We start from the raw sequence: 14064 nt of genomic DNA on the forward strand, positions 1-14064 counted from the left end.
CCGGCAACGCCGGCAATCCGACCATGAGCGCTGATCCCACGCCCGTGACGTCGTCGTGTGGTTGGCCCGGAGATTTCCTCGCCGCCGGCGTGCGCGCCACGTTGCTGGGCGACAAGGACGCGGATCTGTTCGTCGCCCTGTACGGCGATCCCGCGACGATGCGGCACGTTGCGCCAGTGCTCGATCTCCAGGCGGCGCACGGGGCGTTCGCGGCCGCGCTCCGGCAGATGCGGGCCGCCCCGCCGGCTGCGCGTTACTGGCGCCTCGAGACCGTGTCCGGTGCGGGCGGGCTGCTGTCCCTCGTCCCCGATGCGGATGGCCGTACCGCCGAGACCGGCCTGCTGCTGCCGCCGGCTGTACAGGCGCAGGGCGTGGCCACTGCAGCGCTCGGTCATCTGTGCGACGCCGTGCTCCGTGCGGACGCGTTCGATGCGCTGTGGACCCGGCATCGCATCGACCATGCAGCCGCTGTGGGGCTGATGCGGCGCCTGGGTTTCGTGCCGGAGGTGCCCGCCGATGGCTGGCAGCGGTGGCGTCTGGAGCGCCGGACCTGGCGCGCGCTTGTGGACGCACTGCCCGCCGATTAGATTCCGCGCTCGCACAGGGGAAAATCGGAATGGAGCGGAAGGGGCGGCTGGCCTGCGTGGGCGTCGGCATGATGCTCGGCGCGCATCTGGGGCCGCGCGCGCGGCGGCATATCGAAACTGCGGACGTGGTCTTCGTTGCGGTCTCCGATCCGCTGGTGGAGCAGTGGGTGATGCGCATGAACGCCGATGCGCGGAGCCTGCAACCGTTCTACCGCGAGGGCCTTTCACGCCACCGCACCTATGCCGGCATGGTCGACGCGATGCTCGCCGAGGTGCGCGCCGGCCGCGACGTCTGCGGCGCGTTCTACGGCCATCCCGGCGTGTTCGCCCGGGTGCCGCACCAGGCCATCGCGGTCGCCCGGGCCGAAGGCTTCCCGGCGATCATGGAGCCGGGCATCTCTGCGGAGGACTGCCTGTATGCGGATCTGGGGGTCGACCCGGGCGAGGTCGGCTGCCAGCACTACGAGGCCAGCCAGTTCATGTTCTACCGCAGGATCACCGACCCCAGCGCCTGGCTGGTGCTGTGGCAGGTGGGCGTGGCCGGAATCCGCGACACGGGCCGTTTCACCAATACAACCGCCGAGCGGGCGCTGCTGGTCGACCGTCTGTCGGAGGACTACCCCTTGGACCATGTCGTGACGCTATATGAAGCTGCTACGCTCGCGGTCGCGCGGCCCCGGGTGGAGCGGGTGCCGCTCAGGGGGCTCGTCGACGCCAAGCTGCACCAGCACACCACGCTCGTGGTGCCGCCGGCGCGGGCGATGGTGCGGGATGAGCGCATGTGGTGACGTCATGCATGAAATCCGAGCGTGCACCGCCGGCTCATGCCAGTCGAAGGGGAAGTGCATGTTGGATGTAATCGCGCAGCTCGAGGCTGCGGGAATGGAAACATCGTTCGAAGCCGAGGGCCAGAGTGATCTGCCCTCGTTGCTGCAGGCTCGGAAGGCGCATTGGAGTCGGGTGGCCATGACCTGCCTCATCATGACGCCGGATGGTGGCGAAACTGAGCCACAGCAGGATGAGCCGAATCAGGATGATGACGGTGAGCAGGACGGGAATGATCAGGACGCGAACGACCGCTGAGGTGGTCCGCTCCAGACGGTGGGCAGTCTTTCGCGGACGCCTGCCGTTGCTCGCGCTCGGTTTTGGACTTCTGCTCAGCGGTAGTGCGTTCGCGCACGCACCGCTTGATGCGCTGATCGCGGAAGCGGATTCGGTCCGGACGTCCGACCCTCAGCGCGTGGATCGCCTGCTTGGCGATATGGAAGGCATGCGTGCGCTTGCGACGCCCGAGCAACTGGATCGGATCACGATGATCCGGATACACCGATCCATCACGACAGGTCAGTCAGCTACAGCGATTTCCGAATTGCGAGGACTACTGGAACACACCACCAATGCGCCGACGCGCTTTCTGGCTGCTTCGATGCTTGCCAACACCTACGCGGTGCAGCGGCAGTTTGAGGACGCTCTGCGTACGCTGGATGTCATGCTTCCGCTCACCGAAGACATCGAGGATCACGAGCTCCGCCACCGTGGTCTGCTGGTCGCTGCCATCGTGTACAACCAGGTCGGCGAGTACTCGCTTGCATTGCGCCACGTGGACACGATTGCAGCTGACGAACCTACCCGCCGTAACGAATGCGCGATCGCGAGCATCAGGTTCGAGGCGCAGAACGGCCTCGGTCGATCCTTTGAAGACGCGCCTGCGCTGGAAGCGCTGCGGAGATGCGACGGCGAGCCGATATTCGCGGCGTTCCTGCGCTGGCACCTGGCCCGTCAGATGGAGATGCAGGGCCGTATCCCGGAAGCCATCCGACTTCTTTCCGGAAGTCTGTCGGCGGTCGAAGCGACGGGTTACCCCTTCATCATCGCGCAGTACCACGCGGTGCTCGCGGAACTGTCCATGAGAGCTGACGAGCGAGCAGCCGCGAGACGACACGCCGAGAGAGCGCTTGCAATCAGCAAGGAAGCGATGTCGGCAGAGGCCATCGTCAAGGCCCACCATGTCCAATACTTGCTGGCCATGGAAGACGGCAATCTGGCTGCGGCACTTTCGGCATACCGCCTTTATTCCGAAGCCGAGCGCGCGCATTTCAACGATGTGAAGTCGCGCGAGATGGCGTACCAGGTGGTGCGCCACCAGTCCTTGCAGCAGGCGCAGCAGATCGAGCTTCTGCATCAGAAGAACCAGCTGCTGGAACTGCAGAAGCGCGTCACCGAGCAGCGCGCACAAAGCTGGCTGTTGCTCGCGCTGGTGCTGGTCGGACTGGTCGCGTCGGTGGGGTACTGGGCCTACAAGACCAAGCGCATGCAACTCAGGCTCAAGCGCATGACCGAGACCGATGCGCTGACCGGCATCTTCAACCGGCAGCACTTCGCGGAGCGCGCGACCGCAGCGCTGCTGCAGTGCGAACGCGACGGCCGGCCGGCGACATTGGTGATGTTCGATCTCGATCACTTCAAGCAGGTCAACGACCGGTACGGCCATGCGGCCGGCGACTGGGCATTGCGCCAGGTCACCGAAGCCGTGCAGCCGCTGTGTCGCGCGATGGACGCATTCGGACGGCTCGGCGGCGAAGAATTCGCAATGCTGCTGCCGGGGCTGGACGCATCGGCGGCGGTGCGTCTGGCCGGCGATGCGCAGGCGCGCTTCTCGGCGATCGATACCGCCGCGGCGGGTTACAGCTTCCGGCTCGCCGCGAGTTTCGGCGTGGCGGAAACGGGGCAGGGCGGCTACGCGCTGGCCACGTTGCTCAGCCATGCCGACCAGGCGATGTACGCCGCCAAGCGCGGCGGGCGCCGGCAGGTGCGCGTCTATGCGCCCGGCATCGATGATCCGGATGCGGTGGTGGAGACGATCGAGCTGTTGCGCGAGATCGTGCGCGAGCCCGCGTCCGTGGTCGAGGTGCCGCCGCGTCGCGCGATCGCCTGATCGCGCGACGGCCGGCCGGCCTCAGGCCGGGTCGCGGATCACCAGCAGGCGTTCTTCGGTCATGTCGCGGATCGCGTATTTCACGCCTTCGCGGCCGCAGCCCGAATCCTTGATGCCGCCGTAGGGCATGTTGTCGACACGGAAGCTCGGCACGTCGCCGACGACCACGCCGCCGGCTTCGATCCGGTCCCAGGCGCGCATCGCGTGGGCCAGGTTGCCGGTGAACACGCCCGCCTGCAGGCCGAAATCGCTGTCGTTCACGCGCGCGATCGCCTCGTCGAAGCTGTCGACCGGTTCCAGCAGCGCGACCGGGCCGAACACTTCCTTGCGCTCCAGATCGGCATCGCGCGGGACCTTCTCCAGCAGCGTCGCGGGAATGATGTTGCCCTCGCGCTTGCCGCCGGCGATGACCTTGGCGCCGGCCTTGCGGGCGGCATCGATCCAGGATTCGATACGGTCGGCCGCGTCGCTGTCGATGACCGGGCCGACGAACGTGGTTTCCTCACGCGGATCGCCGCTGCGCAGTGCGCCGATCGCCTTCTTGAGCTTGCGACGCAGCGCCTCGTGCACCGTGCGATGCGCGTAGATGCGCTGCACGCCGATGCAGCTCTGGCCGGACTGGTAATACGCGCCGAACACCAGGCGCTCGACCACCTTGTCCAGCGGCAGGCCGGGATCCTCGTCGACGATGCAGGCCGCATTGCCGCCGAGTTCCAGCACGACCTTCTTCTTGCCGGCGCGCGCCTTGAGGTCCCAGCCGACGAGGCCGCCGGTGAAACTCAGCAGCGCGATACGCTCGTCTTCGGTGAGCGCGGCGGCATCCTCGTTGCTGCAGGGGATCACCGAGAACGCGCCCTTGGGCAGATCGGTCTCGGCGAGGATCTCACCGATGATCAGCGCGCCGACCGGCGTCTTGGCCGCCGGCTTGAGCACGAACGGGCAGCCCGCCGCGATCGCCGGCGCGACTTTGTGCGCGACCAGATTCAACGGGAAGTTGAACGGCGTGATGAAACTGCACGCGCCGATCGGCACGCGCTTGACCAGACCGCGATAGCCGCGCGTGCGCTCGGAGATCTGCAGTTCGACGTACTCGCCTTCGGTCCGCGTGGCTTCGCCGGCCGCGATGCGGAAGGTGTCGATCAGGCGCGTGACTTCGCCGCGCGCATCCTTGATCGGCTTGCCGGCCTCGATGCACAGCGCGAGTGCGAGTTCGTCGAAGCGTTCCTCGAAGCGGCGCACGCAGTGTTCGAGCACGTCGCGACGCTTGTCGGGCGGGAAGTCGGCCATCGGCCCGCGCGCCTTGTGCGCGGCGACGATGGCCTTGCGGATCGCCGCGGCATCGCCCATCGCGACGCGCGTGGCGACCTTGCCGCTGTATTTGTCGCGGACCTCGAGATCGGTGTTCGCGGCGACTGCGGCATTGGCGAGGTAGTAGGGATAGCTGCGTGCGAGCCCGGCGGTCTTGCGGGCGGTCGTCTTCTTGGCCATGGGGCGCTCCGGAATCGGACGGAAGGAAACGCGCGGCGCGGATCAGTCGATCGCGGCGCTGCGCGCGGGAATGTCGGTGTTGAGCAGGGCGTCGTCGTCGCCGTAATCGATGGCGAGATCGATCAGGTCCACGCCCGGCGTGTCGAGCGCGGTGCGCAGGACATCCGCGAATGCGGCGGCGCTGTCCGGGCGATGGCCACGCGCGCCGTAGCTTTGCGCGTAGTGCACGAAATCCGGATTGCCGTAGTCCATGCCGTAGACCGGATAGTCCTCGTGCTGCTGCTTCCACTTGATCATGCCGTAGGCATCGTCGCGCAGTACCACGACCACCAGATCGAGCTTCAACCGCACCGCGGTTTCGAGTTCCTGCGAATTCATCATGAAGCCGCCATCCCCGCAGACCGCGACGATCTTGCGGTCGGCGTGCACCAGCTTCGCCGCGATTGCGGACGGCAGGCCGGCGCCCATCGTCGCCAGTGCGTTGTCGAGCAGCAGGGTGTTGGGTTCACGGCAACGGTCGTTGCGCGCGAACCACAGCTTGTAGAGGCCGTTGTCGAGACAGACGATGTCGGTCGGGTCGAGCGCATCGCGCAGGGTCCTGACCAGATGCGGGCCGTGCACCGGAAAACGGTCGTCGCCGGCGAGTGCTGCGATGTTCTCGCACAGCGCCGTGCGCACGCGGTCGAAGAACGCGAAGTCCCAGTGCGGCTGCGGTACATCCAGTGCTTCGGCCAGCTGCCAGACCGTGTTGGCGATGTCGCCGACGACCTCGATCTGCGGGAAATACACCTGGTCGACGACGGCGCTTTCGTAGTTCACGTGGATCACCGTGCGCCTGCCGCTGCGCATGAAGAACGGCGGTTTCTCGATCACGTCGTGACCGATGTTGACGATGCAGTCGGCCGCGTCGATCGCGCGGTGCACGAAATCCTTGTCCGACAGCGCGGCGGTGCCGAGCCACAGCGGGTGCGTTTCGTCGAGCACGCCCTTGCCCATCTGCGTGCTGAAGAACGGAATGCCGAGCCGGTCGACGAAGGCGCGCAGCATTTTGGCCGTGGTCTTGCGGTTGGCGCCCGCGCCGATCATCAGCAGCGGATGCTGCGCATTGCGGATCGCCTCGGCGGCGTGCGCGATCGCCTTGTGCTCGGCCAGCGGCCGGCGCGTGTAGGGCGCGGGCAGCAGGCGCGCATCAGTGTCATCGCCGGCGATGTCCTGCGGCAGTTCGAGATGCGTCGCACCGGGGCGTTCCTCTTCCGCGCGCTGGAACGCATCCCGCACGCGCGCCGGAATGGCATCGGCGGACACCAGCTGGTGCGTGGACTTGGTCAGCGGCCGCATCATGTCGACGACGTCGACGATCTGGAAATGGCCCTGCTTGCTTGTGCGGATCGGTTTCTGCCCGGTGATCATCAACATCGGCATCGCGCCGAGCTGCGCATAGGCGGCCGGCGTGACGAGATTGGTCGCGCCGGGGCCGAGCGTTGACAGGCACACGCCGGCCTGACCGGTGAGGCGCCCGTAGGTCGCGGCCATGAAGCCGGCGGCCTGCTCGTGACGGGTGAGGATGAGCGCGATATCGGACGCGCGCAGGGATTCGAGCAGGTCGAGGTTTTCCTCGCCGGGAATGCCGAAGACGTGGGTCACGCCCTCGGCTTCAAGCGCCTGGACGAACAGGTCGGACGCCTTGGTCATCGTGCGGGCACTCCGTCGTGACGTGGGCGCCCAGCATGCCAGCGGCGGTGTGAGCGGCGGGCGAGATGGGGCGGAACGCTGCGTCCGGTCCGTCGCAGCCCCGCGGGATCGCCGCCGCACCACACGGTGTGCGATCAGGCCGACACCCGGCTCAGGATTCCGATGACTCCACCCGCACGCGCAGATTCCCGTCGACGAGCCGCGCCTGGAGCGGCTCGCCGGGCGCGGCGTCGAAGACGCTGCGGACGACGCCCCCGTCCTCGCGCTGCAGGATGCTGTAGCCGCGTGCGATCGTCGCCAACGGACTCACGGCTTCGAGTGAGCGGGCGAGCCCGCGCAGACGCAGTCGATCGCGTTCGAGATGGCGGGCGAGCGCGGCGCGTGGACGCGGGCCGAGCGCGGCGAGGCGTTCGCGCAGTTGCTGCAGCCGACGTCGCGGCGTGCCCGCACGCAGCACCGCCTCGGCGTGACGCAGGCGCGCGCCGCGCTGTTGCAGCTGCTGGCGCATCGCCATCGACAGCCGCCGCAGGGCTTCGGCCTGGCGCAGGCGCAGCGCGTCCAGTCGCGCCTGCGGACGCTGCGCCTGCAGCCGCAGTGCGGCGCGGTCCAGGCGCTGGAACCGCTGCTGCATCGCGCGCAGATGGGTGTCGTCGACGTGGCGCTGCAGGCGGCGCACGCGCGTGGCGAGCTCGTTGCGGTCGGGCACCAGCAACTCCGCAGCCACGGAGGGCGTGGGCGCGCGCAGGTCGGCGGCGAAATCGGTCAGGCTGAAGTCGGTCTCATGGCCGATCGCCGACACCACGGGCACCGGCGAGGCGGCGACGGCTCGCGCAAGCGCCTCGTCGTTGAACGCCCACAGGTCTTCCAGCGAACCGCCGCCACGTGCCAGCAGGATCACGTCGTAGCGGCCGCTGGCACCGGCGCGTTCAAGCATCGCGCGGATCTTCGGGGGTGCATCGGTGCCCTGGACCGGCACCGGCAGCACGTCGACCTCGACCAGCGGCAGACGCCGTGCGAGCACGCTCAACACGTCACGCACCGCCGCGCCCGATGGCGAGGTGATGACGCCGATCCGCCGCGGAAACGCGGGCAGGGCGCGTTTGCGCTCCGCGTCGAACAGGCCTTCGGCCTGCAGCCGGGCCTTCAGCACATCGAACGCGCGACGCAGCGCGCCTTCGCCCGCTTCTTCCAGCGAATCGAGAATCAGCTGGTAGTCGCCGCGCGCCTCGTACAACGTGACCCGCCCGCGCGCGCGGACCAGCAGGCCTTCGCGCGGTACGAAACGCAGGCCCTGGCTGCGCGAACGGAACAGCGCGCAACGCACCTGCGCGCGCGCATCCTTGAGCGTGAAATACAGATGCCCCGACGCCGGCCGCGACAGATTGCCGAGTTCGCCCTCCACGACGACGTTCGGAAACGTGTCTTCGAGCAGACCACGCGCCAGCGTGTTGAGCTGGGTGGGGGTAAGGACGTCGGAAGGGCTGTTGTCTTGCATGGGGACAGGATACCGGTTGGCCCGGAAGCCGAAATGAGGCGTCAGCCGAAGCCGGACACGTCCATCAACGGCAGGGGTTTTGAATCCTCCTCCGTTTCACGTTGGAGGGTTGGGTGGAGGCAATCGATCCGGAGCTGATGTATCGGATCGAGCGATTCAGAAGTGCGGACGCCCCGACGTTCCGGCGACTTGATCGTTCGCCCCCTCCCAACCCTCCCCCGCAATACGGGGGAGCGCTACAGCGGCGCGTGCTCGCGACGAAGTGGGCTTCAATCGACGCGTGCTCACAGTGCAGGGCGCTCCAATCGATTCCCGCTCTGAGGCCAAGGGAGTGCATCGACCCTCACTGCGACACCCGGTCGCATTGGCATCGCCGCCTCCACGCGGCCAGCATGGCGATCGCTTGCGTCGCGCGGGGGCCGGATATCGTGCGCTGCGATACTGCCCGTCATCGGGCGCGATGCCGGCGCCCACCTGTCGAACCTAGGAGCACCGCGATGTCCGCACGCCGTCCGTTTTCCCTCGCCATCGGCCCCGTCGCCGCCGGTCTGATCCTCGCGCTCGCCGGCTGCCAGCCCGCGACGCAGGACGCGTCGTCATCGTCTTCGCCGACGCCGGCCGGGAACGCCGCCGACGCCAGCGCCGGCATCGTGGTCAGCGAGGCGTGGATCCGTGAGACGCCGCCGAACGCGGCCGTCGCCGGCGGCTATCTCACGCTGCGCAGCGGTGCAGCCGACCGGCTGCTCTCGGTCGAAACGCCAGCGGCGGCCAGCGTCGAGATCCACGAGATGTCGCACGAGGGCGGCATGATGCGCATGCGCGAACTCGCCGACGGCGTCGAGCTGCCCGCCGGCACCGAAGTCACGCTGAAGCCCGGTGGCAACCATCTGATGTTCATCGACCCGGTCGAGCCGGTGCGCGCCGGCCAGTCGATCGAGGCCACCCTGCGTTTCGCCAACGCGCCGGAACAGGCGGTGACCTTCGAAGTGCGTCCGCTGGCAGGCGATGCGCCTGCCGCCGATCACACCGGGCACTGATCGACGGAACGCATCCTGCCTGGCGCTTTCACCCGTCCGTGGGCGGACGACGTTCCGGACCTGGCCGCTTCGCGAGCTTGCGCTGCAGCGAGCGGCGGTGCATGCCGAGCAGGCGCGCGGTCGCGGAGATGTTGCCGCCGGTCTCGGCCAGCGCCTGCTGGATGTGTTCCCACTCCAGCCGGTGCAGCGGAATCATTGTCGGGCTTTCGAGCGTGTCGTCCTCGTCGCGTTCGGGCAGCGGGGCGCCGGGCGCGGTGTCGGTCTCGGTATCGAGCAGGATGCGCTGCAGCGTGTCGGCCGAGACCGGCTTGGGCAGGTAGTCGTCGGCGCCGCGCTTGATCGCTTCCACTGCGGTCGCGATGCTCGCGTAGCCGGTGACCAGCAGGATGCGCATGTCGGCGCGGATCGCGCGCAGCGGTTCGATCAGCGACAGGCCCGAGGCATCCCCGAGCTTGAGGTCCACCAGTGCGAAATCCGGCGCGATGCGCGTGGCGACCGCCAGCGCGGTGGCCGGATCGGCGGCGATCTCGCATTCGATGCCACGCCGGGTCAGCGCGCGTCGCAGCGCGTCCAGATACAGGGTGTCGTCGTCGACCAGCAGGCCCTTCATCGCATCGTCTCCGTTTCGCGGGAAGCGCCGCCGGCGCCGACCGGCACGCGGAAATGCACGCGTGCGCCGCCGCCGTCGGCTTCCTCCATGTCCAGTTCGCCGCCCAGCTGTTCGATCGCGGCATGTGACAGCGCCAGGCCGACGCCGAGGCCGTCGGGCTTGCCGCTGCGGAACAACACCGGCAGGAACGGCGCCTGCGCGTCGAAGCCGGTGCCGTAGTCGCGGATCGCGCCGTCGAGGACGCCGTCCTCGATCTGCAGGCGCAGATCCACGCGGGTGCTGCCGTTGCCTTCGCTGGCGTCGGCGGCGTTGTTGAGCAGGGCGAGCAGCAGATGGCCGATCGTGCGGTCCACGCGTTCGTGCACGTCCACATTGCCGCTGCGCGCGAGCACGATCGCCGGACGCACGAGTTGCCAGTGTTCGAGCACGCGGCCGATGTCGACACGCGTGCTCGCCGCGGGATCGGCCGGGTTGGCTAGCGAGCGCACCCGGTCGCGGCAGGTGTCGACGAGCTTTCGCAACGTGGCCACGTCCTCGGCGCCGTCGGCGCCCATCGCGCTGGTGTCGAGATCGTCGAGCAGCAGGGTCATCGTGCCCAGCGGCGTGTTGAGTTCGTGCGCGACCGAGGCCGCGTGCGTGGCCAGCGCCAGGATGCCCTCGTTGCGCACGAAGCGTTCGCGCAAGCTCGCCAGCTCCTGCTCGCGGCGGTCGCGTGCAGCGGCGAGCCGCAGCAGGAAATACGAGACCAGCGCCATCGACAGGAAGAAGTTCACCGCCATGCCGGCCAGGTGCAGGTCGAAGTGGTCGTGCAGATGCGGCAGCGGCTGGCCGAAGTTGACGGCCAGCATGTAGCCGGTCACGCAGGCCAGCGCGGCGGCGATCGCCCAGGCCTGCGGCAGCGCCATCGCGGTCAGCGCGATCGGCAGCAGGAACAGCGACGCGAAGGGGTTGGCGATGCCGCCGGTCCACGCCACCAGCCAGGCCAGCACGGCGGTATCCACCAGCACGTGCGCGAAGGCTTCGGCCGGCGCGGCGTCGCGGCTGTGCGCGAGGCGCAGGTGCACCACGACGTTGAACGCCGCCAGCAGCAGTACCGGCCCCCACAACGGCCAGCGCGGCAGCGCCATGTCGAAGCTGTGTGTCGCCCACAGGATCGTCAACGACTGCCCGCCCACCGCGAACCAGCGCAGGCTGTACAGGGTGCGGAGCAGGGCGGTGGCGGGCGGTTGCGGCTGCATCGCCGGCCATCGTAGTGCAGGGGGCTGCGGGCCGCCCTGCGGCTTTCGGTCGCACCCGCGGGTGGGCGCAGGCGCGGTCAGTGCGGGCGTCACCGAAAAGACGGGCGCGACCCGCTAAAATGCGCGCATGTCCGCCCAGCCTGCTCCTGTCAACGCGTCCGCCGGCGCGCCCACGCCGTCCGCCTGCCTGTCCGAACCCGTCGCCCTGCCGGCTTTCGGCGCCGCCGCGCGCCGCGGCACGCGTCAGGTCCATGTCGGCGGGATCGCCCTCGGCGGCGCGGCGCCGGTCGTCGTGCAGTCGATGACCAATACCGATACCGCCGATGTCGCCTCGACGGCGAAGCAGATCGGCGAGTTGTGGCGCGCCGGTTCGGAACTCGTGCGCATCACGGTCAACAATCCCGAATCCGCCGCCGCGGTGCCGCGGATCGTCGAACGGTTGGCGATGCAGGGCATCGAAGTGCCGATCATCGGCGACTTTCACTACAACGGGCACCAGCTGCTGGCCGGCGAACCGGCCTGCGCGGAAGCGCTGGCGAAGTACCGGATCAATCCCGGCAACGTGGGCTTCGGCAAGAAGAAGGACCTGCAGTTCGGGCAGCTGATCGAATTTGCGATGCGCTACGACAAGCCGGTGCGCATCGGCGCGAACTGGGGCTCGCTGGACCAGTCGCTGGCCGCCGCGCTGATGGACGAGAACGCTCTGCGCGCCGTCCCCTGGGATGCAGGGCGCGTGCTGCGCGAGGCGCTGATCCGTTCGGCGCTCGATTCGGCGGAACGCGCCGTGGAATTCGGACTGGGGCGCGATCGCATCGTGCTCAGCGCCAAGGTCAGCGGCGTGCAGGAGCTGGTCGCCGTGTACCGCGATCTGGCCGCGCGCAGCGATTTCGCGCTGCATCTGGGGCTCACCGAGGCCGGCATCGGCAGCAAGGGCATGGTCGCATCCAGCGCCGCGCTGGCGATCCTGATGCAGGAAGGCATCGGGGACACCATCCGCATTTCGCTCACGCCCGAGCCCGGCGCCTCCCGCACCAAGGAAGTCGTCGTCGCGCAGGAACTGCTGCAGACGATGGGCCTGCGCGCGTTCACGCCGATGGTCACCGCGTGTCCCGGCTGCGGCCGCACGACATCGGAGTTCTTCCAGGAACTGGCCGGTGTGGTCCAGGACCATGTGCGCGACAAGATGCCGGAGTGGAAGATCACCCACCCGGGTGCGGAGACCATGACGCTCGCGGTGATGGGCTGCGTGGTCAACGGTCCGGGCGAATCGCGCCACGCCAATATCGGCATCTCCCTGCCTGGCACCGGCGAGGCACCGTCGGCGCCGGTCTTCATCGACGGCGAAAAGGCGATGACGCTGCGTGGCGAGAACATCGCCCACGAGTTCGTTGCGCTGGTCGACGACTACGTGCACCGCAACTACGGCCGCCGCGTCGATGCCGTCTGACGGCGGGGCGGTCGTCGCCGAGGGCTCACGCGAGACCGGCGGCCTGCTGCGGCGCCACGGCTGGAAGTTCCTGCTGCTGTTCGCCGGCGTGCTGTTGCCGATGTGGGGCTTCATGGAACTCGCCGACGAGGTCCACGAGGCCGAGGTGATTCCGTTCGACGAGCCGATCCTGCTGTTCGCGCAGGACGTCGCGCGCGACGGGTATACCCGCGTGTTCCTGTTCTTCTCCGAGATCGGCTACGCCAAGGGCGTGGTGCCGGTCGACATCGCGCTGGTGCTGATCCTGCTGGCGATGAAGCGCTGGCGCGACGGGTTGTTCGTCGCGCTCGCGACCGGCGGCTCGGCGCTGTTGAACCTCGCGACCAAGCGCCTGTTCGCGCGTGACCGGCCCAGCCTGTGGGACTCGATCGCGCCCGAGGCCACCTACAGTTTTCCCAGCGGCCACGCGATGGGGTCGATGACGCTGGCCGCGGTGCTGATCCTGCTGGCTTGGCCGACCCGCGCACGCTGGTGGGTCATTGCCGCGATGGCCGTGTTCGTGCCGATGGTCGGCCTGTCGCGTGTATATCTGGGCGTGCATTACCCGTCGGACATTCTTGCGGGGTGGGCGGCGGCGTCGGCGTGGGTGGTCGGCGTCTATCTGGTGATGTATCACCGGCCGCGGTTCGGGCGGGGGGCGTTGGACGTCCGCTCGTAGGATGCGGGGCCTTGCCGCTCCGATGTCTGGCGCGCTTCCGTCGGATGGGTAGAGCGTAGCGAAACCCATCGTTGCGGGATGCTGCAGAGACGCTACGCCCAAAGCGCTATCTCGTCAGACTCCGCGCTGCCCTCACCCCACCGATTGCTTCGCAATCGGTCCCCACCCGGCTGCCGCCCCCCGGCCATGCGCAGCACGCATGGCGCTCCGCTGTGCGCGAGCCAGTGGCTCGCATGCAGCACATCGTCGCCCCGCGCGGGAGAGGGGACGCGGGCGTCTCCTGCCGCAGGCAGGAGACGATCTTCAAAGGGGTAACCGGATGTCCGACAGCTTCCAGGTGAGCCCCTTGCGCGTCAGCACGAATTCGATCGGGCGATCGCGGTCGTCGCGCACCGTGGCGGTGAAACGCGAGGTCGAGTTGTAGCGATAGTGCGCATCCGCGAGCGGCGGCTCGCGATCGGCGTCGGGGCGGACCTGCGTCGGCGAGGCGCCGCCGGCGAGACTCCACAGCCGCTGGCCACGCATCAGCGCGCTCAGGCCGACGGGCGTCACCATCATGTCGATGCCCGTACCAGCCGCGCTGCCCGCGAGTCGCAGACCGATCGCGCCGAGCAGGTTCGACTGCAGGTCCGGTCCGGCCTCGCGCACGATCGCGTCGGCCAGCTGCCGCCGCAGGCTTTCGCGCAACGCCGGGAAATCCACCTGCTTCGACAGCGCCCGCGAATCCTCGTTGCGCACCGCCTCGCGGATCGCGTGGACGGTCAGATACGGGCCGGCGGCCACATAGCCGAGCAGCAGGACGAGAACCGCGAGGGTGAGCCAGCCGAATCGCTTCATC

The 14064-nt window shown here is 68.6% G+C and carries 13 protein-coding genes; 7 read left to right on the forward strand and 6 right to left on the reverse strand.

Features of this window, described 5'->3' with window-relative positions; genetic code table 11:
• Positions 1–23: 23 nt before the first annotated feature.
• The 4 genes from V3391_RS03140 to V3391_RS03155 are packed head-to-tail and all read left to right on the forward strand — an operon-like array spanning position 24 to position 3522.
• Entirely contained in the window at positions 24–587 is a 564-nt protein-coding gene (locus V3391_RS03140; protein WP_332076949.1) for a GNAT family N-acetyltransferase, read from the forward strand.
• A gap of 29 nt (positions 588–616) precedes the next feature.
• Positions 617–1375: an SAM-dependent methyltransferase gene (locus V3391_RS03145; RefSeq protein WP_332076951.1), complete on the forward strand. Its 759-nt coding sequence runs from the start codon at positions 617–619 to the stop codon at positions 1373–1375.
• Positions 1376–1433: 58 nt separating this feature from the next.
• The gene (locus V3391_RS03150; protein WP_332076952.1) at positions 1434–1670 is read left to right on the forward strand and encodes a hypothetical protein; all 237 of its coding nucleotides are present in this window, start codon (positions 1434–1436) and stop codon (positions 1668–1670) included.
• A gap of 46 nt (positions 1671–1716) precedes the next feature.
• Positions 1717–3522 carry a GGDEF domain-containing protein gene (locus V3391_RS03155; protein WP_332076953.1) on the forward strand — a complete coding sequence of 602 codons (1806 nt, stop codon included), beginning with the start codon at positions 1717–1719 and terminating at the stop codon, positions 3520–3522.
• A 21-nt stretch (positions 3523–3543) separates the two neighbouring features.
• Here the strand turns inward: V3391_RS03155 and V3391_RS03160 are convergent, their stop codons facing one another.
• The 3 genes from V3391_RS03160 to xseA form a co-directional block, all read right to left on the reverse strand.
• Positions 3544–5010, reverse strand: a complete 1467-nt coding sequence (locus V3391_RS03160) for an aldehyde dehydrogenase family protein (protein ID WP_332076954.1) — start codon at positions 5008–5010, stop codon at positions 3544–3546.
• Between the two features lie 42 nt (positions 5011–5052).
• A complete protein-coding gene (locus V3391_RS03165) occupies positions 5053–6702 on the reverse strand; it encodes an acetolactate synthase large subunit (RefSeq protein ID WP_332076955.1) in 1650 nt (549 codons plus the stop codon).
• A 151-nt stretch (positions 6703–6853) separates the two neighbouring features.
• A complete protein-coding gene (gene xseA / locus V3391_RS03170) occupies positions 6854–8197 on the reverse strand; it encodes an exodeoxyribonuclease VII large subunit (RefSeq protein WP_332076956.1) in 1344 nt (447 codons plus the stop codon).
• 497 nt (positions 8198–8694) lie between these two features.
• Here xseA and V3391_RS03175 point away from each other — a divergent pair, with 497 nt between their 5' ends.
• Positions 8695–9234, forward strand: a complete 540-nt coding sequence (locus tag V3391_RS03175) for a copper chaperone PCu(A)C (protein ID WP_332076957.1) — start codon at positions 8695–8697, stop codon at positions 9232–9234.
• 28 nt (positions 9235–9262) lie between these two features.
• Here the strand turns inward: V3391_RS03175 and V3391_RS03180 are convergent, their stop codons facing one another.
• Both V3391_RS03180 and V3391_RS03185 read right to left on the reverse strand, forming a co-directional pair.
• Entirely contained in the window at positions 9263–9844 is a 582-nt protein-coding gene (locus V3391_RS03180) for a response regulator transcription factor (protein ID WP_332076958.1), read from the reverse strand.
• Positions 9841–11082, reverse strand: a complete 1242-nt coding sequence (locus V3391_RS03185; protein ID WP_332076959.1) for an ATP-binding protein — start codon at positions 11080–11082, stop codon at positions 9841–9843. The genes V3391_RS03180 and V3391_RS03185 overlap by 4 nt, the downstream gene beginning before the upstream one ends.
• A 187-nt stretch (positions 11083–11269) precedes the next feature.
• On the opposite strand from V3391_RS03185, the gene ispG reads away from it, so the two are divergent.
• Positions 11270–12529 carry a flavodoxin-dependent (E)-4-hydroxy-3-methylbut-2-enyl-diphosphate synthase gene (gene ispG / locus V3391_RS03190; protein ID WP_425497212.1) on the forward strand — a complete coding sequence of 420 codons (1260 nt, stop codon included), beginning with the start codon at positions 11270–11272 and terminating at the stop codon, positions 12527–12529.
• Positions 12519–13226, forward strand: coding sequence for a phosphatase PAP2 family protein (locus V3391_RS03195; RefSeq protein WP_332076961.1), 708 nt, complete (start codon positions 12519–12521; stop codon positions 13224–13226). Before ispG ends, V3391_RS03195 begins: the two co-directional genes overlap by 11 nt.
• 303 nt (positions 13227–13529) lie before the next feature.
• Here V3391_RS03195 and V3391_RS03200 read toward each other — a convergent pair whose 3' ends face one another.
• A complete protein-coding gene (locus V3391_RS03200; protein WP_332076962.1) occupies positions 13530–14063 on the reverse strand; it encodes a DUF2939 domain-containing protein in 534 nt (177 codons plus the stop codon).
• Between the last annotated feature and the right edge of the window lies 1 nt (position 14064).

Source organism: Luteimonas flava (assembly GCF_036584485.1).
GTDB lineage: Bacteria > Pseudomonadota > Gammaproteobacteria > Xanthomonadales > Xanthomonadaceae > Luteimonas > Luteimonas flava.